26 protein-coding genes are annotated in these 21,535 nt (G+C 65.5%); 18 read left to right on the top strand and 8 right to left on the bottom strand.

From position 1 onward, the window contains the following. Nucleotides 1-99: 99 nt before the first annotated feature. Nucleotides 100-480: a thioredoxin family protein gene (locus ACNQFN_RS08470; RefSeq protein WP_418648547.1), complete on the top strand. Its 381-nt coding sequence runs from the start codon at nt 100-102 to the stop codon at nt 478-480. Between the two features lie 105 nt (nt 481-585). Here the strand turns inward: ACNQFN_RS08470 and ACNQFN_RS08465 are convergent, their stop codons facing one another. Then, nucleotides 586-2,418 (bottom strand): sulfatase-like hydrolase/transferase, encoded by a 1,833-nt coding sequence (locus tag ACNQFN_RS08465; protein ID WP_418648546.1) that lies wholly within the window; start codon nt 2,416-2,418, stop codon nt 586-588. 95 nt (nt 2,419-2,513) lie between these two features. Next, nucleotides 2,514-2,987: a CreA family protein gene (locus tag ACNQFN_RS08460; RefSeq protein WP_418648545.1), complete on the bottom strand. Its 474-nt coding sequence runs from the start codon at nt 2,985-2,987 to the stop codon at nt 2,514-2,516. A 133-nt stretch (nt 2,988-3,120) separates the two neighbouring features. Between ACNQFN_RS08460 and ACNQFN_RS08455 the strand changes: the two genes are divergently transcribed. Together ACNQFN_RS08455 and ACNQFN_RS08450 are read left to right on the top strand one after the other, a co-directional pair. Further along, nucleotides 3,121-3,717: a cytochrome c oxidase subunit 3 family protein gene (locus ACNQFN_RS08455; protein ID WP_418648544.1), complete on the top strand. Its 597-nt coding sequence runs from the start codon at nt 3,121-3,123 to the stop codon at nt 3,715-3,717. A gap of 16 nt (nt 3,718-3,733) precedes the next feature. Next, nucleotides 3,734-4,024 (top strand): hypothetical protein, encoded by a 291-nt coding sequence (locus ACNQFN_RS08450; RefSeq protein ID WP_418648543.1) that lies wholly within the window; start codon nt 3,734-3,736, stop codon nt 4,022-4,024. A gap of 60 nt (nt 4,025-4,084) precedes the next feature. Here the strand turns inward: ACNQFN_RS08450 and ACNQFN_RS08445 are convergent, their stop codons facing one another. After that, nucleotides 4,085-4,285 carry a SlyX family protein gene (locus ACNQFN_RS08445; protein ID WP_263459944.1) on the bottom strand — a complete coding sequence of 67 codons (201 nt, stop codon included), beginning with the start codon at nt 4,283-4,285 and terminating at the stop codon, nt 4,085-4,087. A 55-nt stretch (nt 4,286-4,340) separates the two neighbouring features. Further along, nucleotides 4,341-5,378, bottom strand: a complete 1,038-nt coding sequence (queG, locus tag ACNQFN_RS08440; protein WP_418648902.1) for a tRNA epoxyqueuosine(34) reductase QueG — start codon at nt 5,376-5,378, stop codon at nt 4,341-4,343. A 102-nt stretch (nt 5,379-5,480) separates the two neighbouring features. On the opposite strand from queG, the gene tsaE reads away from it, so the two are divergent. From tsaE to ispH, 7 genes are all read left to right on the top strand, one after another. Then, nucleotides 5,481-6,011 carry a tRNA (adenosine(37)-N6)-threonylcarbamoyltransferase complex ATPase subunit type 1 TsaE gene (gene tsaE, locus ACNQFN_RS08435; protein ID WP_418648542.1) on the top strand — a complete coding sequence of 177 codons (531 nt, stop codon included), beginning with the start codon at nt 5,481-5,483 and terminating at the stop codon, nt 6,009-6,011. Further along, complete coding sequence (locus tag ACNQFN_RS08430) at nt 5,951-7,342, top strand: N-acetylmuramoyl-L-alanine amidase (protein ID WP_418648541.1); 1,392 nt, start codon at nt 5,951-5,953, stop codon at nt 7,340-7,342. The genes tsaE and ACNQFN_RS08430 overlap by 61 nt, the downstream gene beginning before the upstream one ends. A 75-nt stretch (nt 7,343-7,417) precedes the next feature. Further along, a complete protein-coding gene (locus ACNQFN_RS08425; RefSeq protein WP_418648540.1) occupies nt 7,418-8,362 on the top strand; it encodes a bifunctional riboflavin kinase/FAD synthetase in 945 nt (314 codons plus the stop codon). Nucleotides 8,363-8,418: 56 nt separating this feature from the next. Next, on the top strand, nt 8,419-11,229 hold the full coding sequence (gene ileS / locus ACNQFN_RS08420; protein ID WP_418648539.1) for an isoleucine--tRNA ligase: 2,811 nt from the start codon (nt 8,419-8,421) through the stop codon (nt 11,227-11,229). Then, complete coding sequence (lspA, locus tag ACNQFN_RS08415) at nt 11,222-11,770, top strand: signal peptidase II (protein ID WP_418648538.1); 549 nt, start codon at nt 11,222-11,224, stop codon at nt 11,768-11,770. The genes ileS and lspA overlap by 8 nt, the downstream gene beginning before the upstream one ends. After that, nucleotides 11,767-12,195: an FKBP-type peptidyl-prolyl cis-trans isomerase gene (locus ACNQFN_RS08410; RefSeq protein ID WP_418648537.1), complete on the top strand. Its 429-nt coding sequence runs from the start codon at nt 11,767-11,769 to the stop codon at nt 12,193-12,195. The genes lspA and ACNQFN_RS08410 overlap by 4 nt, the downstream gene beginning before the upstream one ends. Before the next feature lie 23 nt (nt 12,196-12,218). Continuing rightward, nucleotides 12,219-13,175 carry a 4-hydroxy-3-methylbut-2-enyl diphosphate reductase gene (gene ispH / locus ACNQFN_RS08405; RefSeq protein ID WP_418648536.1) on the top strand — a complete coding sequence of 319 codons (957 nt, stop codon included), beginning with the start codon at nt 12,219-12,221 and terminating at the stop codon, nt 13,173-13,175. A gap of 4 nt (nt 13,176-13,179) precedes the next feature. On the opposite strand, the gene ACNQFN_RS08400 is transcribed toward ispH, so the two are convergent. From ACNQFN_RS08400 to ACNQFN_RS08390, 3 genes are all read right to left on the bottom strand, one after another. Next, nucleotides 13,180-14,208, bottom strand: a complete 1,029-nt coding sequence (locus ACNQFN_RS08400) for a GSU2403 family nucleotidyltransferase fold protein (RefSeq protein ID WP_418648535.1) — start codon at nt 14,206-14,208, stop codon at nt 13,180-13,182. A 117-nt stretch (nt 14,209-14,325) separates the two neighbouring features. Then, a complete protein-coding gene (locus ACNQFN_RS08395) occupies nt 14,326-14,892 on the bottom strand; it encodes a hypothetical protein (RefSeq protein ID WP_418648534.1) in 567 nt (188 codons plus the stop codon). 74 nt (nt 14,893-14,966) lie between these two features. Next, nucleotides 14,967-15,401, bottom strand: a complete 435-nt coding sequence (locus ACNQFN_RS08390) for a DUF4351 domain-containing protein (protein ID WP_418648533.1) — start codon at nt 15,399-15,401, stop codon at nt 14,967-14,969. A gap of 432 nt (nt 15,402-15,833) precedes the next feature. Here ACNQFN_RS08390 and ACNQFN_RS08385 point away from each other — a divergent pair, with 432 nt between their 5' ends. The 4 genes from ACNQFN_RS08385 to ACNQFN_RS08370 all read left to right on the top strand — a co-directional run bounded on the left by ACNQFN_RS08385 (nt 15,834) and on the right by ACNQFN_RS08370 (nt 18,287). After that, on the top strand, nt 15,834-16,013 hold the full coding sequence (locus ACNQFN_RS08385) for a pilin (RefSeq protein WP_418648532.1): 180 nt from the start codon (nt 15,834-15,836) through the stop codon (nt 16,011-16,013). Nucleotides 16,014-16,030: 17 nt separating this feature from the next. Then, on the top strand, nt 16,031-16,477 hold the full coding sequence (locus ACNQFN_RS08380; RefSeq protein ID WP_418648531.1) for a hypothetical protein: 447 nt from the start codon (nt 16,031-16,033) through the stop codon (nt 16,475-16,477). 123 nt (nt 16,478-16,600) lie between these two features. Further along, nucleotides 16,601-17,404, top strand: coding sequence for a hypothetical protein (locus ACNQFN_RS08375; protein WP_418648530.1), 804 nt, complete (start codon nt 16,601-16,603; stop codon nt 17,402-17,404). Between the two features lie 16 nt (nt 17,405-17,420). Continuing rightward, nucleotides 17,421-18,287 (top strand): hypothetical protein, encoded by an 867-nt coding sequence (locus tag ACNQFN_RS08370; protein WP_418648529.1) that lies wholly within the window; start codon nt 17,421-17,423, stop codon nt 18,285-18,287. A gap of 193 nt (nt 18,288-18,480) precedes the next feature. Here ACNQFN_RS08370 and ACNQFN_RS08365 read toward each other — a convergent pair whose 3' ends face one another. Further along, nucleotides 18,481-18,861, bottom strand: coding sequence for a hypothetical protein (locus ACNQFN_RS08365; protein WP_418648528.1), 381 nt, complete (start codon nt 18,859-18,861; stop codon nt 18,481-18,483). Nucleotides 18,862-19,285: 424 nt separating this feature from the next. Between ACNQFN_RS08365 and ACNQFN_RS08360 the strand changes: the two genes are divergently transcribed. The 4 genes from ACNQFN_RS08360 (at nt 19,286) to ACNQFN_RS08345 (ending at nt 21,535) form a co-directional block, all read left to right on the top strand. Next, nucleotides 19,286-20,173 (top strand): pirin family protein, encoded by an 888-nt coding sequence (locus tag ACNQFN_RS08360; protein ID WP_418648527.1) that lies wholly within the window; start codon nt 19,286-19,288, stop codon nt 20,171-20,173. Between the two features lie 98 nt (nt 20,174-20,271). Then, on the top strand, nt 20,272-20,835 hold the full coding sequence (locus ACNQFN_RS08355) for a Uma2 family endonuclease (protein ID WP_418648526.1): 564 nt from the start codon (nt 20,272-20,274) through the stop codon (nt 20,833-20,835). A 39-nt stretch (nt 20,836-20,874) separates the two neighbouring features. Then, complete coding sequence (locus tag ACNQFN_RS08350) at nt 20,875-21,096, top strand: AbrB/MazE/SpoVT family DNA-binding domain-containing protein (protein ID WP_341645350.1); 222 nt, start codon at nt 20,875-20,877, stop codon at nt 21,094-21,096. A gap of 13 nt (nt 21,097-21,109) precedes the next feature. Beyond that, complete coding sequence (locus ACNQFN_RS08345; protein WP_418648525.1) at nt 21,110-21,535, top strand: type II toxin-antitoxin system death-on-curing family toxin; 426 nt, start codon at nt 21,110-21,112, stop codon at nt 21,533-21,535.

Raw genomic sequence — 21,535 nt, 5'->3', positions numbered from 1 at the left:
CGCCTTCGAATACTTTGCGCCGCTGGCAGAAGCAGTGAATGGCCCGGGCCGTCCTATCCTGCCTATACTGCACCCAAGCATTACGCCACCGAGCCGCCGATGTCCGCCCTGCTTCCGCTCGACACCCTTCCTGGCCGTCTCGGCCAGGCCGACGGCACGCTCGTCGTCATCGCGCTGTGCGCGGAGTGGTGCGGCACCTGCCGCGAATTCCGGCCAGTAATGGAGCACATCGCCGCAGCCCATCCCGAGATCCTGACGGCGTGGGCGGACATCGAGGACGATGCCGGCATCGTCGGCGACATCGACCTCGACAGCTTTCCCACGCTGGCCATCTTCAGGCACGGCGAAGCCCTGCATTTCGGCCCCTCGCTGCCGCTGGAAGCGGTGCTCGCCCGCCTGGTCGAAAGCATCGCGCTCGACGGCAGGCCGCAACGGGTTCCAGCCGAAGTCGCCGCGCTGGGACGCTGGCTGGCGGGCTGACACCCACTCCCCCAGGCTCGTGGGACGGGTCGGGCCGCACAGGTGGAGCGTGGGCGAAACCCGTCAAACGACGGCCCGCCGTTCAAGGGCCGTGCCGGTCGGCCCTCAGTGTCCCAGGAAGCGCCGCAGCCGTCCCATTTCGCCCTGCACCGTCGGCAGCGTCGCGCGCAGCACCGCGGATTCGTCGCCCAGCGTCCGGTCGTCCGCGCCGCTGACCTGTATCGCGGTGAAGCTGGTGCTGCCGAATGGCAGCACCAGCTTGTAATCCTCGCCCAGGAAGGCCAGGCGGTCCCAGTCGCCGGCCAGCAGCACGCGATTCGGCTGCGGGTCGAACAGGCTGTGGCCGATGGCGTAGTCGGACGGCGGATTGGTGACGCCGAGCAGCGGCAGGATCGTCGGCAGCAGGTCGGCATGGCTGGTGCGGGCATCGATGCGCCGAGGCTCCCGGCCCGGCACCCACAGCAGCAGCGGCACGCGCACCTGCTCATCGACGAAGGTGGAGTTGTGCCCCCAGCGGCCCTTTTCCATGAACTCCTCGCCGTGGTCGCCGGTGATGACCACCAGCGTGTTCTCGAGCAGGCCGCGGCGTTCGAGGTGGGCCATCAGCTTGCCGAGCTGGCTGTCGAGATGGTGAACCGCGTTGATGTAGCGCTTGTGGATGCCACCGATCTTGTCCCGCAGTTCCATGTCGGCATAGCTGAAATCTTCGAGATAGCCCGGCTCGATCACCGACTCGGGCGGGAAGTTGTAGTTGGCGTGCGGCGACTCGAAGAACAGGAAGGTCATGAACGGCCGCGAGGGATCGCGCTGGTCGACGAACTCGATCAGGCGGTCGACGTTGCGGCGGTCGCGCATCCAGGTTTCGCCTTCCGAATCCTCCACCATCTGCTCGCGCGGCACGTCCACGAACACGGTCTTGTCGAACTCCGGGTAGGTGAAGCGCGCGCTGGTGAACAGCTTGATCTGGTAGTCCTGGCTCTGCAGCGCCTGGATCAGCGGGCTGCCGATGCGCGCATCCAGCACCGGGAACCACAGGTTCGCCGGCAGGCTGTAGAACTGGCTGAAAACGCCGATGCGGGTGCCGTTGCCGCCGGAGAAATGGTGGGTGAAGTGCTGCGCCCGCCCGGCCAGCGCATGGGTCTGCGGCATCACGCGCGGATCGAGCGTGTCCGCCCGCCACGACTCGGCGACCAGCCAGACGACGTTCAGCGGCTTGGCCGGCGGTTCGATGCGCAGCCGCGCCTGCGGATAGCGCAGGCTGCCGTCGAGTTTGGCGGTCGCCAGCTTGAGCCGCTGCGGACGCTCCCAGCCGAACTGCTTCTCGAACAGGCCGCGCATCGTCAGCGGCTGGTAGAAAGGCACGCGCTGGGCGTTTTCCAGCACCGGCGTGTAGCCGTAGAAATGGCTCACCGCATAGCCCAGGCGCTCACCGACGGTGACGACGAGGAACAGCGGCAGCACCCATGCCAGCCGCGGCGCCGGCACGGAACCCCGCGCCAGCATGCGCGCGGCGAGGAAGACCAGGATCTGCAGGACGAGGAAGCCGGCGGCGAGCAGCGCGAAATCACGCTCGGTCGAAGCCGACGAACCCAGTGCGGCGATGCCCCCCGGCGTGGTCAGGATGTTCCAGACGAAGCCGTTGAGGTGGAAGCCGTACAGCGTCCACAGCATGTGATCGCCGAACAGCGCGATCTGCACGACGCCGGCCAGCGCCACCGCCAGCACCGCCGCCAGCCGGGGGGCGAAACGACCCGCGACATGGACGATGAGCCATACCGGCGCCACGAACAGCAAGGCGTAGCTGCCGACCAGCGCAAGCTGATGGAGCAGCAGCCCGGACGGTGCGGCGAAATCGAAGAAGCGGCCCAGGTGCAGGGCAAGGACGATCCAGGTGAGGAACCAGTACAGGGCGCGCTGGCGGCGGTCGGAGACGAACACGATGGGCTCTTTCCTCAGGGCGAAAGCATGGACGGAAAAACAGGCGCGTCAGATTACCCGAGCGGATGTCGGGAAAACGTAAAAAATCTCATCCGTCAGCGCAGCCTGAGCTGCACGCCCGCCGGTAGCGGCACGGCCGTGACGTTGTTCTGCGGGCTGCCGTCGATGAGCCGGTCGCTATACACGAGGTAGACCAGCGTGTTGCGCCTGGCGTCGGCGATGCGCACGATCCGCACCTTCTTGAACAGGATCGACGAACGCTCGGAGAACACTTCCTCCTGCGGCTTGAGCGCCTCGGTCAGGCTGATCTCGCCGACCTGGCGGCAGGCCACCGAAGCGTCGGCGGTATCCTCCGCCAGCCCCAGCGAACCCTTGATGCCGCCGGTGCGGGCACGCGACACGTAGCACGACACCCCTTTCACCTTCGGATCGTCGAACGCCTCGACGACGATCTGGTGATTGCGGCCGATGAGCTTGAACGCCGTATCCACGGCGCCGACGGTTTCGGCCTGCACGCAGAACGGCAGCAGCGATGCGGCGCCAATGGCGCCAAGGATGATCCTCTTCAATTTCTTCGACTCCCGCTGAAAGTGGCCGCAAGTATCGCACCGCGCGGCGCAAATTACCCTGCGTCAAGGCGCATGCGCCCGCAGCGGCGGAAGATCGCGGTCATCCACGCCCCGAGCCGTCAGCGCCACTGCCATGTCATACGCCGCCACCGTCCTGCCGCACGCCCCGCCCGCCGAAGGCCGCATCCCCGGCAGCAAGGCGATGTGGGTGGGCATCTTCTGCGAAGTCACCGAGTTCGCGCTGATGTTCGCGGTGTATTTCATCGCCCGCGCCCATTACCCGGACGTGTTCCGCGCCGGCCCCGAGCAGCTTTCGCTGCTGGCCGGCACGGGCTACACGCTGATGCTGCTGACCAGCGGCTGGTGCGTGGCCCGCGCGGTGCACGCCATGCGCGCCAACCGCCAAGGCGCCTGCCTGCGCTGGCTGATCGGCGCCTTCGTGTTCGGCCTCGGCTATCCGGTGATCAAGCTGTTCGAAGTGCGCTGGAACCTCGCCCACGGCCTCAACGGCGAAGCGGGCATGTTCATCGTCACCTACTATTACCTGACCTTCAACCACCTGATCCACGTCTTCTGGGGCCTGCTCGGCATGATCTGGGTGATGCTGCGCACCGCGACCGGCACCTATTCCGCCGAAGAATACTCCGGCCTCGAATCCTTCGCGGTGTATTGGCACACCACCGACATCATCTGGCTGATGATCTTCCCGCTGTTCTACGTGCTGCGATGAAAACGGAGAACGCGACATGAGCGAAATCCGCAAACTCGACCTGGCCTGGTTCGGCCTCGTGCTGCTCAGCGTGGGCGGCGCCCTGCTGGGCGGCGGCGAGGACCACGGCTTCGGCGTCACCGTGGCGGTCGCGCTGGTGATGGGGCTCAAGGTCCGCATCGTCTGCGGCTACTACCTCGAGCTGCCCACCGCCACGCGGCGCATCCGCCGTGCGATGTACACCTTCTGCTACGGCATGCCGATCGTGGTCATCCTGACCAGCGCCTTCGGCGACATCCTCGCGACGGTGACCGGCGCCTTGATCTGAGGCCGTCAGGACAATCGATGATCTCTCTCTCGCCCCGGGAAGCCTTCCGCCCCCCGGCGCTCACCAGTGCGGCGGGATCTCGTCTTCCGGCCGGCCGGGTGCGCCGGGCTGGATGGTCTTGAGCTGCTGGGCGAGGTGGCGCACCTGCTCGCGCAGCAGGTCCAGCTCCTGCTGCTGCCGCCACACCGTGCGGTTCAGTTCGTCGAGCTGGTCCTCGGCCGACATCATCTTGGTTTCGAGCGATTCGAGGCGGTCTTGCATGGGCTGTCCGGGTCCGGGATGAAAGGCAACGGGCGGTGATTCTAGCCGGGGGCGCCTAGCCGGCCATCGCCCGGCCATGCTGCGCCAGCGCCCAGGCGACGTGTTCGCGCACCAGCGCCGACGGATGGTCGGCACGGGACTGCAGCGCAGCCAGCACCTCCGCCGTGGTCGGCGCGTTGCCCAGCGCCACGGCGATGTTGCGCAGCCAGCGCTCGTGGCCGATGCGGTGGATGGGGCTGCCGGCGGTGCGCTCGGCGAAATCCGCCTCGCTCCAGGCGAACAGCTCGACCAGGCCGGCGCTGTCGAGCCCGTGGCGCGGCGCGAAATCCGGTTCCTTCGTCATCTTGGCGAAGCGGTTCCACGGGCACACCAGCTGGCAATCGTCGCAGCCGTAGATGCGGTTGCCGAGCATGGTCCGCATCTCCTCCGGAATCGCGCTTTTCAGCTCGATCGTCAGGTAGGAGATGCAGCGGCGCGCATCGACGCGGTAGGGCGCGACGATGGCGCCGGTCGGACAGGCGTCGATACAGGCGGTGCAGCGGCCGCAGCGTGGCTGCACCGGCTCATCGACCGGCAGCGGCAGGTCGGTGAAGATTTCGCCGAGGAAGAACCACGAGCCCGCGCCGCGATCCAGCAGCAAGGTGTGCTTGCCGCGCCAGCCCAGGCCGTTGCGGCTGGCCAGCTCGACTTCCAGCACCGGCGCGGAGTCGGTGAACACCCGGTAGGTGTGCGGCACTTCGGCGGTGATGCGCTCGGCCAGCTTCTGCAGCCGGCTGCGCAGCACCTTGTGGTAGTCGCGTCCCAGCGCATAGCGCGACACGTAGGCGCGGGTGCCGTCGGCCAGCGCGGCCCGCGCTTCGGCCGCACCGGGCCAGTAGTCGAGCCGCAGGCTGATCACGCGCAAGGTGCCCGGCTGCAGTTCGGCCGGCCGGGCGCGCTTCATGCCGTGGCGCAACATATAATCCATCTCGCCGTGGAAACCGGCTTCCAGCCAGGCGGCGAGCCCGGGCTCGGCGCTGCCCAGGTCCACGCCGGCAACACCGACGGCGCCAAAGCCCAGCTCCGCCGCCCACTGGCGGATGCGTGCCAGCATGGCAGCGCCGTCCAGCGTGGCAGCCGGTCCGTCGTCCTGTCCCACGTCCAAGCCTGAATCCAGGTCTTTCACCGCCATCGATACCATCGACAAGAGGATTCCATGATCGAGTTGCTCAACGCCGCCGATGATAACGGCGCCTGCCTGCGCGCGCACTTGCCGGCCGAAGCGGATACCGAAGCCCTCGGCGCCGCGCTGGCCCAGGTACTGCGCCCGAGGCTGAAGATCTGGCTGCAAGGCAACCTCGGCATGGGCAAGACCACGCTCACTCGGGGGCTGCTCCGTGCGCTCGGTCACGAAGGCAAGGTGAAAAGTCCGACCTACACCTTGATTGAACCTTACGTAGTTTCTAGATTAGACTTATATCACTTTGATTTTTATCGCTTCAATTCGCCCGAAGAATACTTGGACGCAGGGCTGGACGAATACTTCGCCGATCAGGGCGTGTGCATCGTGGAATGGCCGGACAAGGCCCTTCCACATTTGCCGCTTCCCGACGTCGAAATCCGGCTCGGCGCGCGGGATTCAGGGCGATTTGTGGAGATCGACGGAAGGACGGATGCGGGGCGAACATGCGTGATCGAACTGGTGAGAGCATTACGGGGCGCGAACCCGGCGCCCGAACCGGATTGAATTCCGAGACTGGCAGCTCCGGCGGGGCCGGCCGCAGCGGCACCGACCGCCGCAGCCTGCTGAAATTTGCCGGCGCCACGCTGGCGCTGCTGGTCAGCCCGGTGGGCTTCGCCGCGCCCGCCAGCCTGCTCGCGGTGCGCGTCTGGCCCTCGCCGGAATACACCCGCATCACGCTCGAAGGCGCGAGCAGCCTGCGCTACACGCACATGCTGGTGCCGAACCCGGACCGCCTCGTCGTCGACCTCGAAGGCGTGCAGTTGAACAGCGTGCTGCAGTCCCTGCCCTCCAAGGTGCTGGACTCCGACCCCTACATCCGCCTGATCCGTGCCGGCCAGAACCGTCCCGGCGTGGTCCGCGTGGTGGTCGAATTGAAGGCGCCGATCAATCCGCAGGTGTTCACGCTGGCGCCGGTCGGCAACTACGGCCACCGGCTGGTGCTCGACCTGCACCCGACCGAAGAGCACGACCCGCTGCTGGCGCTGATCATGAAGGACTCGCCGCTGGACGCCGCCGCCGGCGACACGGCGCAGAGCAGCAGCCAGGCCAGCACCGCCAACACCCGCCCGGCGCCGCAGCAGCGCGGCACCGCCCGCCGCACCGAACCGGCGGTCAAGCGCCTGTACACCGTGGTGCTCGACCCCGGCCACGGTGGCGAAGACCCCGGCGCCATCGGCCGGGCCGGCAGCTACGAGAAGAACGTCACGCTGTCGATCGCCCGCCGCCTGAAGCGCAAGATCGACGCCGAGCCGAACATGCGCGCGGTGCTGACGCGCGACGGCGACTACTTCGTTCCGCTCGGGCAGCGCGTCGCCCGTGCGCGCAAGGTGCGCGCCGACCTGTTCGTCTCCATCCACGCCGACGCCTTCGTCAAGCCCGAGGCCAACGGCAGTTCGGTCTACGTGCTGTCGGAACGCGGCGCCACCAGCAGCGCGGCGCGCTGGCTGGCACAGAAGGAAAACGACGCCGACCTGGTCGGCGGCGTCAACCTCGCCCGCCAGGACGGCCACATCGCCCGCACCCTGCTCGACCTGTCGCAGACCGCCACGATCAACGACAGCCTCAAGCTCGGCCGCGCCATGCTGGGCGAGATCGGCGGCATCAACCGCCTGCACAAGCGCGACGTCGAACAGGCCGGTTTCGCGGTGCTGAAGGCGCCGGACATTCCCTCGGTACTGGTCGAGACCGCCTTCATCAGCAATCCACAGGAAGAGCGCCGGCTCAACGACGAGGCCTATCAGAACAAGATGGCCAACGCCCTGCTACGCGGCATCAAGCGCTACTTCCAGGACAACCCGCCGGCCGGGCCGGCCCGCGTCGCCAGCCTGGGTTGATTGCCGCCGCCGGCATGCAGCCGAATCGGCAAAGCCAGCGCTTTGCCGTTATAATTGCGCCTTTTTCAGGCGCTTATGCGGGTTTTTCGCGGGATTCCCGAGCATGCCGACACGGCCACGGTACTCACCATCGGCAACTTCGATGGCGTCCATCTCGGCCACCAGGCGCTGCTCAAGCTGCTTACCGACAAGGCTCGCTCGCTCGGCCTGCCGGCGGTGGTGCTCACCTTCGAGCCGCATCCGCGCGAGTACTTCAGCCCTGCCGATGCGCCTGCGCGCCTTGCCTCGCTGCGCGAGAAGCTGCTGCTGCTCGACGCCGCCGGCGTCGATCGGACCTACATCTGCCGCTTCGACGCCCGCCTTGCCGCACAGCCGGCGCAGGCCTTCATCGATGACACGCTGGTACGCGGCCTCGCCGTGCGCCACCTGTTCATCGGCGACGACTTCCGCTTCGGCACCCGCCGCCAGGGCGATTTCGCCATGCTGCAGGCGGCCGGTGCGCAGCACGGCTTCGCCGTCGAGTCCATGCCGACGCTGGCGGCAGCTGGCGAGCGCGTATCGAGCTCGGCTGTGCGCGACGCCCTCGCCGCGGACGACCTGGCCCATGCCGCGCGCCTGCTCGGCCGCCCCTACAGCATCGCCGGCCGCGTCGGCCACGGCGACAAGCTCGGCCGCCAGATCGGCTTCCCGACCGCCAACATCCAGATGAAGCACCGCCGCCCGGCGCTCACCGGCGTCTATGCGGTCAGTGTCGAAGGCCTGGCGGACGGCCCTGTCGCCGGCGTCGCCAACGTCGGCGTGCGCCCGACCGCCACCTCGAGCGGCCGCGCGCGGCTGGAAGTGCATCTCTTCGACTGGACACGGGAATGCTACGGCGCCCACATCCGCGTCCATTTCCTGCACAAGCTGCGCGCCGAACGAAAATTCGAATCCTTCGACGCGCTGCGCGCCCAGATCGCGCTCGACGCCGACAGCGCACGCCAGTGGCTGGCCGACAATCCCGACCGGCTGCAAGCCTGACGCCCGCGAAGCAAACTGCCCGCGCCCCACAGACCCACGACACCGATCCTCCCGCCATGGCCGACTACCGCAAGACGCTCAACCTGCCCGACACCTCCTTCCCGATGCGCGGCGACCTGCCCAAGCGCGAGCCGGGCTGGATTGCCGACTGGCAACAGCGCAAGCTCTACCAGCGCATCCGCAAGGCCAGCGCCGGCCGGCCCAAGTTCGTGCTGCACGACGGCCCGCCCTACGCCAACGGCAACCTGCACATCGGCCATGCGCTGAACAAGATCCTCAAGGACATCATCGTCCGCTCGAAGACGCTGGCCGGCTTCGATGCGCCCTACGTGCCCGGCTGGGACTGTCACGGCCTGCCGATCGAGCACAAGGTCGAAGTCACCCACGGCAAGAACCTGCCCGCCGACAGGGTGCGCGAACTGTGCCGCGCCTACGCCGCCGAGCAGGTCGAGATCCAGAAGCAGGAATTCATCCGCCTGGGCGTGCTGGGCGACTGGGACAATCCCTACCTGACGATGAACTTCGCCAACGAAGCCGGCGAAATCCGCGCCCTGGCGGAAATGGTCGAGGCCGGCTACGTGTTCAAGGGCCTGAAGCCGGTGAACTGGTGCTTCGACTGCGGCTCGGCATTGGCCGAGGCCGAGGTGGAATACGCCGACAAGCAGTCGCCGGCCATCGACGTGGGCTTTCCCTGCGCGGAGCCCGAGCGCCTGGCCGACATCTTCGGCGTGGGCATGCTGGCCAAGCCGGTGCTGGCGGTGATCTGGACCACCACGCCATGGACCATCCCGTCCAACCAGGCGCTCAACCTGCATCCGGAGTTCGACTACGCGCTGGTCGACACCGGCGAGCGCTACCTGCTGCTCGCCCACGACCTGGTCGCCGCCTGCCTGGAGCGCTACGGCCTCGACGGCCGCATCGTCGCCTCGGTGAAGGGCGCCGAGCTGGAGCACGTGCGCTTCCGCCACCCGTTCTACGACCGCGAGTCGCCGGTGTTCCTGGGCGACTACGTCACGCTGGAGGCGGGCACCGGCATCGTGCACAGCGCGCCGGCCTATGGCCTGGACGACTTCCAGTCCTGCCGCGCCAACGGCATGCAGAGCGACGACTTCCTCACCCCGGTGACCGGCGACGGCCGCTTCGCCGCCGACCTGCCCTTCTTCGGCGGGCTGAACATCTGGAAGGCCGGCCCGGCGATCCTCGACAAGCTGCGCGAAGTCGGCAGCCTGCTCGCCGAAGCCAGGATCACCCACAGCTACATGCATTGCTGGCGCCACAAGACGCCGCTGATCTACCGCGCCACCGCGCAGTGGTTCGTCGGCATGGACAGGACGGTCGCCGACGGCTCCACGCTGCGCGAACGCGCGCTGCGCGGCGTCGAGGCCACGCGCTTCTTCCCCGCCTGGGGCCAGGCCCGCCTGCACGCGATGATCGCCAACCGGCCGGACTGGTGCATCTCGCGCCAGCGCAACTGGGGCGTGCCGATCCCCTTCTTCCTGCACAAGGAAACCGGCGAGCTGCACCCGCGCACCGTCGAACTGATGGAAGAAGTCGCCCAGCACGTGGAACGGGAAGGCATCGAAGCCTGGTTCAAGCTCGACGCTTCCGAGTTGCTCGGTGCCGAAGCCGCGCAGTACGACAAGATCAGCGACACCCTCGACGTCTGGTTCGACTCCGGCACCACGCACAAGCACGTGCTGCGCGGCTCGCACGACGACGGCCATCCCGAAGGCCCGCGCGCCGACATGTACCTGGAGGGCTCGGACCAGCACCGCGGCTGGTTCCATTCCTCGCTGCTGACCGGCTGCGCCATCGACGGCCACGCCCCCTACCGCAGCCTGCTGACCCACGGCTTCGCGGTCGACGGCCAGGGCCGCAAGATGAGCAAGTCGCTGGGCAACGTCGTCGTGCCGCAGGAAGTCACCGGCAAGCTCGGCGCCGAAATCCTGCGCCTGTGGGTGGCCTCGACCGACTACTCCGGCGAACTGTCGATCTCCAAGGAGATCCTCGACCGCGTCGTCGAAGTCTATCGCCGCATCCGCAACACCCTGCGCTTCCTGCTCGCCAACACCGCCGACTTCGACATCGGCCGCGACGCGGTGCCGCTGGAACAATGGCTGGACATCGACCGCTACGCGCTCGCCTTCACCCGCAAGCTGGCGCAGCAGGCCGAAGCCGACTACGCGCGGATGGAGTTCCACCGCATCGTGCAGGCGCTGCAGGTGTTCTGCGCCGAAGACCTCGGCGCCTTCTACCTCGACATCCTGAAGGATCGCCTGTACACCACCGGCGCCGACAGCCAGGCGCGCCGCGCCGCGCAGACCGCGCTGTGGCACATCACCCAGACCCTGCTGAAGCTGATGGCGCCCATCCTGTCCTTCACCGCCGAGGAAGCCTGGGCCATCCTGAACCCGCCGAAGGACGGCGACGAGGCCGACAGCATCATGCTGCACACCTTCCACGCCCTGCCGGCGCAGGAAGGCGAGGCCGGCCTGATCGCGCGCTGGGAAACCATCCGCGCCGTGCGTGCCGAGGGCCTCAAGGTCATCGAAGCGCTGCGCACCGAAGGCAAGGTCGGTTCGTCGCTGCAGGCCGAACTCGCGCTGGCGCTGACCGCCGACAAGTTCAACGCCATGGCCAGCCTCGGCGAAGACCTGCGCTTCGTCACCATGACCTCGGCCGCCACGCTGAGCGAAGCCGCCAGGGTCGAGGACGAAGGCATCGTCGCCACACCGAGCGAGGCACAGAAATGCGAACGCTGCTGGCACTACGTCGAATCGGTCGGCAAGCATGCCGAGCACCCGACGCTGTGCGGCCGCTGCGTCAGCAACCTGTTCGGCGACGGCGAAACCCGCCACCATGCCTGACGCCCTGCCCCGCACGTCGCACGTCATGCACAAGGTTTCTTCGCCGCCGGGACTCGTCGCCATGCTGCCCTGGCTCGCGCTGGCCGTCGCGGTCGCGCTGCTCGACCAGCTCAGCAAGCAATGGGTGCTGGACAGCCTGCACCTCGGCCAGGTGGTGCCGGTCACCGGCTTCTTCGACCTGGTGCTGGTGTTCAACCCCGGCGCGGCCTTCAGCTTCCTGGCCGACCACGGTGGCTGGCAGCGCTGGTTCTTCACCGGACTGGCCCTGATCATCTGCAGCTGGCTGCTGGTCGAGATCTGGCGCCATCGCACCGAGAAGCTGCTGCCGACGGCGTTCGCGATGATCATCGGCGGCGCCATCGGCAACGTCTACGACCGCCTGGTGCATGGCGCGGTGGTGGACTTCCTGCATTTCCACTACGCCGGCTACAGTTGGCCCGCGTTCAACCTGGCCGACTCGGCCATTACCGTCGGCGTGGTGCTGATGCTGTGGGGCCAGTTCCGCCACGGCCACCCGCCGGCCCCGGAGAAGCCATCGTGAGCCAGACCGTCCAGGCCAACAGCCTCGTCACCCTGCACTACCGCATCTCGCTGCCCAACGGCCAGCCGCTGATCAGCACCTTCAACGCCACCCCGGCCACGCTGCAGCTCGGCGCCGGCGAAATGCTGCCGGCGATGGAACAGCTGATGATCGGCCTGGCGCCCGGCACCCACCACGTCTTCGAGCTCGAAGCCGAGCAGGCTTTCGGCCCGCACCGCGCGGAGCTGATCGAACGCGTCAAGCGCGAACACATGCCCGACGAAGAGATCGAAGCGATGAGCATCATGGAGTTCACCGCCCCCGACGGCTCGCGCTATTCCGGTCTGGTGCGCGAGATCGACGAACAGTCGGCGCTGATCGACTTCAACCACCCGCTCGCCGGCAAATCCATCCGCTTCGAGGTGGAAGTGATCGGCGTGTCCTGAATACCCCCGACAGGGACGAGAACATGAGCGACAAGGAAATCCTGCTGGCCAACCCGCGCGGCTTCTGTGCCGGCGTCGAGCGCGCCATCGAGATCGTCGAACGCGCGCTGCAGCGCTTCGGCGCACCGATCTACGTGCGCCACGAAGTCGTGCACAACAAGTTCGTCGTCGACGACCTGCGCGACAAGGGCGCCATCTTCGTCGAGGAACTGGACGAAGTTCCCGCCGGCAACACCGTCATCTTCTCCGCCCACGGCGTGTCGCAGGCGGTGCGCCAGGAAGCCGAACGGCGCGGCCTGCGCGTGTTCGACGCCACCTGCCCGCTGGTCACCAAGGTGCACATCGAAGTCGGCCGCATGCGCGAGCAAGGGCGCGAGATCATCATGATCGGCCACAAGGGCCACCCCGAGGTCGAAGGCACCATGGGCCAGGTCCAGACCGGCATCCACCTGGTCGAAACCCCCGCCGACGTCGCCAGCCTGCAGGTCGCCGACCCCGACAAGCTGGCCTACGTCACCCAGACCACGCTATCGATGGACGACGCCGCCACCATCGTCGCCGCGCTGCGCGAACGCTTCCCGCACATCATGGGGCCGAAGAAGGACGACATCTGCTACGCCACGCAGAACCGCCAGGACGCGGTCAAGTTCATGACCCCGCATGCGGACGTGGTCTTCGTCGTCGGCTCGAAGAACAGCTCCAACTCCAACCGCCTGCGCGAAGTGGCCGAACTGCGCGGCGTGCCGGCCTACCTGGTCGACAACGCCGCCAGCATCGACCCCGCCTGGGTCGAAGGCAAGCGCCGCATCGGCGTCACCGCCGGCGCCTCGGCCCCCGAAGTGCTCGTCGCCGAAGTCATCGAACGCCTGAGGGAACTCAGCGGCGGGCAGGTGCGCAACCTGGACGGCGTGCCGGAAAAAGTCACCTTCCCGCTGCCGAAGGAACTGCAGAACCGGGAAACGGCAGACCGGCAGGCGTGAAGCTTCAGAACGTCAGGCCCGGCAGGCGAATGTCCGCTTCCTGCCCGAGTACGGACTGCGCCTGCTGCAGCATCTCCGCGCTGAAGTAGCGCAGCCGTGCAGGGTCGAATTCGAACGCGGGCAGCCAGGACAGGATCATCTGCGTGACCAGCACGGCCTGTGCGCGATCGCGGGATTTCTTGACCGGCTCCCGATCAGGCCTTTCCGACAACCACGCCTTGTGCAAGGCAAAGGCGCGTGGATCGGGTACCCGCATCATCACCGGCCGCCCGTCGGCCGCCACGGCGACGGCATCGTACTTGGGCGCATTGACCAGCCAATGCAGATTCGGAACCTCGACTGCAACAAGATCGTTCTGGCCGAACGTCACTTCCGCTGCATCGCGAAGATCTCGCTCTGGAATCACCAGATCGACCATGAAACCTTTGTCGTTGGCCGCACGGAAAGGCTGGTCGTTCAACGGTGCGAAGCTCGGGTCCACTTTCCGGAGCAGTCCGAGCAGACCCCTCCCATCGAGCTTTCGGGTGACGATGGAAAGCTGCCGACGCGGGTCGTAGAGCAGATCGACATCACCCGAGGCCAGCAGCTCCATGCGGCAATGCACGCCGGCCATCGCTTCGAAACCGTGGATTGCATGCGTACCAACGACGCAAAAATCGTGCTCCATCCGCGCCGCCGCCAGCCCGAGCAGGATGTCGCCGACGATGTTCGGCAAACGCCCCAGCCGCGCAGCCCGATTGAGCCGTGCCTGCTCCTTCATTCGGGCAGCCAGCGATGCGAGACGCGCCTCGGCCCTCTCCTTGCCTTCCGAGAACGCTGCAAACAAGGCCTCGGTATCCGCACCGCGCACCCCGAGTGACTTGCCATTACCACGAGCGTCGTGCAAACGAACCAGGTACTGCCGCCCCTTCGACGAGACCCAGCGCATGCCATAGCGGTAGCTGCGCGCATGATGCAAGGCGTCCAGCCATGCGCGATATATCTGGTCCGATTCGACCATGAAGAGGCGTTGCTGATGCTCCAGTGCCTGCACGACGGTTTTCCTGTAAAAAACAATATTTATATTTAACAGGAAAACTCTTTATGTATCAATGATCTCAGCAATCAAACACCGTCTCTCGCACAGAAACCATGTCTTACACACCGCCCCCTAGTCCGCCGTTTCCTCCAGCGCCGCCAGCACCAGCTTGCGCTCGATACCATCGAGCGCGGCATCCAGTTCGGCGGGAGACAACGCCGGCCGCGCCGGGTCGTACAGGAAAGGCATCATCCGCCGCGCGGTGGCGTGGCCGCGATTGGCTGCGCGGGCGATGAAATCGATGCCGCGCTTCTCGTCCGCCATCGCGCCCTGCCCCGCGATCAGGCAGCGCCCGAGCCAGTGCATTCCTTCGGGGTAATCCTGCCGCGCCGACGCCTCGAACCAGCCCAGCGCATCTTCCGCACGCCCCTGGCCCAATAACAGCAGGCCCAGATCGCACTGCGCCTCGGCATCCCCGCCATCCGCCGCAAGGACCAGCGCACGGTCGTCCGCTGCCAGCTCGAGCGGAGACAGCTTCAGCGCATCATCGAGACAGACGCGGGTCTGTGGGTTTGCAGGGGGGGGGGAGATAACAGAATTCACTTCCGTCCGCAAGGCCCCATCGGCAATTCGCCGCCACAAAGTACGCTTGCTCAGGCCGGTCAGCGAAATCGCCGTGTTCAGGTTGATGAAATCCATGCCGCTTTTCCCAGGCTCCTGCAGGTGCGGCAGTTTAGCACCGCCCTTCCGCCGGGGCTGCCGCGCGCGCCAGATCAATTCGCGCCGAAAACGTCTTCCAGCGTGCGCGCATCCAGGATGTTGTCCGCCCAGCGTTCGAGCTCGGCCGTGGTTGCGCGCTGCAGGCGTTCGGCGGTCAGCGTGTCGAGCGGGCCGAAGCGGCGGGAAAGCTGGCGGGCCAGCAGCTCGCGTTCGCCGTCCTGACGGCCTTCTTCACGGCCGCGCAGCAAGCCTTGCTGAATTCCCTGCTGCCGGCCCTGGGTCAGCAATCGCTCTGTCAATCCAGCCATGTTCCGGTTCTCCTGCGGGTAGCATTCGGCATAAAGCCGGCGTTCATTATCGTCAAGGGCACTGTAGATGTCGACGAAGTCCATGTATTTGAGGCGTTTTTCGATACTCGGTTCGAGCGTCAGCAGACCTCGGATGGCCTGGGCGTAGACTTCGATCTTCTTGTCCCGCGGCCAGTCCATGTTGGGCAGATTGAGCCGCGCAACCAGGTTGGGGCTGTCCAGCCAATCGTCGGCCGGGGCGAAGAACGCCAGCGCCTCCGGCTTGGCGCGGGTAGTCGAGGATCAGGTTCTTGAAGTTCTGGTCGTGGCTCGGCGGTGGCATCACACAATCCTGGTTTCATGACAAACGCGATTACATGCAAAAAGATTATTCATGCGCGCAAGCAGGTTCCCTCGACTCTCCCGCCGTCCCTGTGCCACCCGCCCATCGTGGCACAGCCCCGCCCATGCCAGCGCGCCGCAATGCCCTGCTCCGCGCCGTGCCAAACCCGAACAAGCGTGAAGGATTTCACGCGAAAAAACTGGCACGGCAGTTGCGAAAGGAAAGCCAGAAGGTGGCGGACACATTACAGCCCGGACACCCTCGGCATTCCAACCAACCAGGAGCACAAAATGAAAAAGGTGCAAAAGGGCTTCACGCTGATCGAATTGATGATCGTCGTGGCAATCATCGGCATTCTGGCCGCGGTGGCAATTCCGCAGTTCAATGATTATCGCGCCAAGGCGAATGACACTGCCGCCCACAGCGATGCCACGAACCTGCTCAAAATTCTCGCTGCAGCCCAAAAGTAAGAAAAGGAGTTATCGAAATGAAAAACAAGATTTTGACCGCACTTCTTTTGTCTTTGGGCATGGGATTTGGTGCAAGCACATATGCAGCCCCTGAAAACATTGACATTGCAATCGGCGAGAAAATTGAGAAAGATGACTGCAGCGTTCTCGACGAAGCTGTGACTCCTTCGCTCTCCAAGGGTGTTTTTGCTTCGATCCAATGTGAGGTTGACTACAATCTAGTCCAGGTAGCAGCTTGCCACGAATCCGGCCGCAAGAAGGTCGAGGAAATCACCTGCGCAATCATCGGTGAGTGGAACGATACCGTTCAATGGAATGATAGTTCGTGCGCTGCAGCAGGCGATACCTTCGAGACGGCGGCCACTGGCAAGGGCTTCATTGGTACCAATGCGGGTGGCAGCATCGCTGCCGCCGACTTGGGTGCAGCTTGCGCAGACGGTGTTCCGCAAGCTATATTCAGATAACTTCTTAATCGCACTCAGGTAAATTCAAGGCTTCTATTTTACCTGACTAGAACGCCTGCGCTGATTCATATCAGGCAGGCTTTTTTTCGAATATTCACCATAGATCTTCTTGGCTTAACGACAATGATCGCTGATGCGAAGATCGCCTTTCGCCTGGCCCTTCGCCACCGCTTCTTATTAATGGCTGCCTGGCTGCTGATTTTGATGCTGGCCGCAGGCTGGGTGGCGGCGCAGTTCAGCGGCCGCCAGCCAGCCACCGTCGCACTGGACGTCGGCCTGTCGGTGATGCGGCTCGGCCTGCCAGTGCTCGGCCTGCTGATGTTGCAGGAACTGCTGGCGCGCGAATTCGAGCGCCGCTTCTTTCTGAGCTCGCTGACCTACCCGCGCGCACGCGCGCGTTTTCTGCTCGGCCGCCTGCTGGCGATACTCACGTTGTTGGGCTTGCTGGCCTGCGTGCTAGGGCTGGCGCTGGCCGGCGGCGTACACTGGCTGGCGCTCGACTATGAGCAGGCAACACCGGTGGCGCTCGGCAGCCCCTACCTGTTCACGCTGGCCTTGATGCTGGTGGATCTTTGCGTGGTGCTGGCGCTCGGCACCTTGCTTGCCGTGGTCGTGGCAACCCCGAGTTTCGTGCTGATCGGCGGCCTCGGCTTCATGCTGCTGGCGCGTTCCTACTCCAGCATCATGGCGCTGCTGCGCTCGGATGCCAGCCTGGTCGGCGACGCCCGCGCCTATCACGACTCCCTCGGCCTGCTCGGCTACCTGCTGCCGGATCTGGCGGTGCTGGACGTGCGCCAGATCGCCCTCTATGGGCAATGGTCGCTGTTGCAGTCGCATTGGGCAGTCCAGGCCGGTATCGCCATGCTGTACGCACTGGCGATGCTGATGCTGGCACAGTGGCTGCTATCACGCCGGCATTTCGCCTGACATGCAGGGGCCGAACATGCCTGCACGCCGCCATCACCAGCGACACGCCTCCCTGCCACATGCCTCCCTGCTCCTCGCCGCGCTACTGCTGGTGGCAGCGTTCTGGGGCCTGCAAGCGCATTTTCCGCCGGGCTTCCACCGTCCGCAGCAGGTTGCCGCACAGGACAGGGTAGTGCTGCCACCCGCCCTGCAGGTAGCGCTGAGCGGCGGTGACCGCTACCTTGCCGCCAACGTCGAGACTTTCCGCGTGATGACCACCGGCTTGGACGACGACACAGACACCCCGGCCGAAGGCGCCTACCGCGTGCGCGCTTATGATGCCGCGACGCGCTTGAACCCCTGCCACGAGGATGCGTTTGCCACTGCCAATGCCTTGCTGACATGGGGCGGCGCGCCGGCCCAGGGGATCGACGTCCTGCGCCGCGCCGCGGCCTGCCGTAGCTGGGATGCATTCCCGCCCTTCTATCTGGGGCTGGCATTGGGCAGCATGCTCAAGGATGGCCCGGCTGCACGCGTGGCGCTGGAACAGGCCGCAGAGCGCGCCCGCTCGCCCGAGCAGGCAGCATCCTTCCGGCGCATCGGCCTGATGCAGCAAGCCGGCACCTTCCGCGAAACCGAAGCCGCGCTGGCCTTCCTCCGCCACGAACACGAACTCAGTACCGACGAGCGCCTGCGCACCATGCTGGCACGTCGCATCGAGCGGCTGGAGGGCCTGAAAATACTGGAAGACGCACAAACCGCCTTCGAACAGCAGCATGGCAACCCCTTGCAGAACCCCGGCGAGTTGATCGAAGCCGGGGTGCTGGAGGACTTTCCACGCGATCCATTGGGAATCGGCTACGTATTTTCGGACGGCCGATTTTCGCTGAAATCGAACGACTGAATGGCCACAAACCGCGCTCGGACGGGGGCAAGTCAAAGTTTGGATATGCGATCAGATCGATGCCAGGAATCAGCTTTCCAAACCGATCGCCAGTGCTGAAAAGGATGAGGAGGTCTTCGGTGCCCAAAGTCGTATTGTCATTGCACGACTGGCCACTACCAATCTGAATACAATCAACGCCGTACTCGGCGTGTCACCCTTCCGGCCCGATCACCCCTTCCAGGCTCTCCGCCGTCAGCACCGCCTCGATCCAGCCTTCCAACTGCTCCAGCGGCGCCTGCGCCAGCCGAGCTTCCGCCCAATCGGGCAGTGTGCCAAAACGCAGCCGTGATTGAAGACCCAATATCCGGGCTGCTTCGCTCTGCGTGCCTTCCCGGCGACCTTCCTGCCGTCCCTCTTGACGTCCCTCCGCGCACCCTTTCTGTTCCCCCTTGAGCGCGCGCTCTCGGCGGATGCCGTCGAGCCATTCGTCGGTACGTTCGGCAGGCATGGTGTCGATCTCCTGCATATCGTTGGGCATTTGAGTCGTCTGGCCCGAATTCAGTTTCGACAGGACAGTTTGCTGGTAGAACACCGTAAAGGCGCGGCGCAGGCTGTCGAAGCCGGTGCTTTGAGAAGCTGGATCAGCGCCCGGGTCGTCTCGAGGATGACCGGATCATCGGACAGGTTCAGGCGCACGCGCACAGGATGTCGTCGCTGCGCTGCAGCAGTTCTTCGCTGACGTAGTGGCCGTTGGTTTTTTCCAAAGTACTGAAGTCGACCTGCGCCACCCCGTCCTCATGGACGAAGCCGCGCAGCAGCGCTCGACCATCGCCGGGTGCGAGAAGAGCTGCTTGTACAGGCCGACGTAGGGCGTGGAGGACATGAGAGTACAACGTCATTGGATTGGCGGATTATGCCATTGGGAACACTTGATGCAAGCTGCTCGCCCTACTTGGCCTTTCCCATCCCCCGCACTACAGTACAGCCATCCCCCACCGCACGGCCTGACTGTCCCCATGAGCACGATCGAACGCATTTCACTGCGGAAAGCCGAAATCGGCGAAGGCCTGGCCATCTTCCGCGCCCTGCCCACGCGCCAGCGCCGGATGGTGGGGGCGTGGTGTTTTCTCGACCACATCGGTCCGGTGAGTTTCGGCGCCGGCCAGGGCATGCACGTGGGCGCCCACCCGCATACCTGTCTGCAGACTTTCACCTGGATGATCGAGGGCCGCATCCTGCACCGCGACAGCCTCGGCAGCGAACAGGTGATCCAGCCCGGCCAGGTCAATCTGATGACCGCCGGGACCGGCATCGTGCATACCGAGGATTCGCTGCCGGGGGAAGAAAGGCTGCACGCGGCCCAGCTATGGATCGCGCTGCCGCCGGAGCATGCGGATACCGCCGCCGCATTCGAGCATCATCCTGTGCTGCCGAACTGGTCGCAGGACGGCGTGGCCTGTACGCTGCTGGCAGGCCGCTACGCGGAACACCAGGCGCCCACGCGGGTCTTCACGCCGCTGCTGGGAATGGACCTCGCATCCGCCGGGGGCGGCACGACCACGGTGGCGCTGGAGCCCGGCTTCGAGTACGGTGTGCTGGCGCTGGAAGGCGGGGTGTCGGTGGCTGGCGAGCGCCTGGCCGAGAATGAATTCGCCTATCTCGGCCCGGGGCAAGACCGCCTCGACCTCGGGTTCGCCGCCGACAGCCGCGCGCTGCTGGTGGGCGGCGCTCCGTTCGGGCGCGACGTCACGATGTGGTGGAACTTCGTCGGCCACGACCGCGACTACGTCGCCCAGGCCCAGGCCGACTGGGAGTCGGGTGCGGCGCGCTTCGGCTGCGTTCCGGGGGATGGCGGCAAGCGGCTGGTGGCGCCTGCGCTGCCTTGGGCTTCGTCCGATCGCTGACTGCCCGGCAAGCAGCAGCAACCACCGCCATCCAGCAGCATCTGCGCTTCACCAGCCTTGTTGTAGACTGCTTGAGTAGCTTTCTACGAGGTTCAGCCATGACTGCCGTGAGCGTATCGGGCCGATTCATCAGCGCCGAAGAGTATCTGGCCGGCGAACAGTGCAGTGAAGTGCGGCACGAATACATCGATGGACAGGTGTATGCGATGACTGGCGCCAGTGACCGGCATGGTCTGATCGTCAATGCCCTGGCCTATGCCCTGACTCCCGCGGCCCGGCGCAAGCAGTGCCAGCTTTTCACTTCGGACATGAAAGTCAGGCTGGAGATCGGCGGCAAGACCGTCTTCTACTACCCCGATCTGCTGGTTTCGTGCGACCCACAGGACCGAGAAGCGTATTTCAGGCGTTTCCCCTGCCTGATCGCCGAAGTGCTGTCCGAATCGACGGCCCGCATCGACCGCCGGGAAAAGCTGCTTGCCTACCAGTCCCTCCCCAGCCTTCGAGCCTATCTGTTGATCGAGCAAGACACGATGCGGGTGGAAATTTATCGCCGCTCGGAGGCTTGGCAACCGACATACCATGAGCAGGATGAAGTCTGGCTCGACTGCCTGGAAACCGCACTGCCGATTGCTGACATCTACCAGGATGTCGAAATGGAGTGATAACATCCGTTATAACATCCATCCCACACGAGGCTCGCCATGAAGCTCAAGATCACCAGCATCGGCAACTCCGCCGGCGTCATCCTGCCCAAGGAGTTGCTGGCCCACCTGCGTCTCGAGAAGGGCGACGAACTGTACGCGCTGGAAACGCCCGACGGGATCAAGCTGGTTGCCTACGATCCGACCCTGGCCGAGCAGATGGCGGTGGCGGAACAGATCATGCGCAAGCGCAGGACCCTGCTGCACAAACTCGCCCAGTGAGCAGGCGAAAATCATGATCGTCTGGATCAGCAGACCACTGGCACTGGCCATTCACGACCGCCAACTGGCAGAGCATGGGGGCGCCGGCGGCGTGCGCGACGACACCTTGCTCGACTCCGCACTGGCCCGACCACAGCAACTCCATGCTTACGGGGAACCACCGCCGGACTTGGCCGATCTCGCAGCCAGCCTCGCTTTCGGCCTCGCACGCAATCATCCGTTCGTAGACGGCAACAAGCGCACTGTCGCGGTGGCATGCGAAGTTTTCATCGAACTCAATGGCGGCACGCTGGAAGCCAACGATCTGGAGCTTTATCCGCAATATCTCGGCCTGGCCGACGGCACCATCGACGAAGCCGAATTCGCCCGTTGGCTGCGCGCCCGCGTCGTCAGCCAGGCAGGCAGCGGCGTGCAGGAGCCGGCGGCGGCTTACCGCTGA

The sequence above is a fragment of the Thauera butanivorans genome, assembly GCF_048398245.1.
Taxonomy (GTDB): Bacteria; Pseudomonadota; Gammaproteobacteria; order Burkholderiales; family Rhodocyclaceae; genus Thauera; species Thauera butanivorans.
This window is presented reverse-complemented; position numbering and strand designations above follow the sequence as displayed.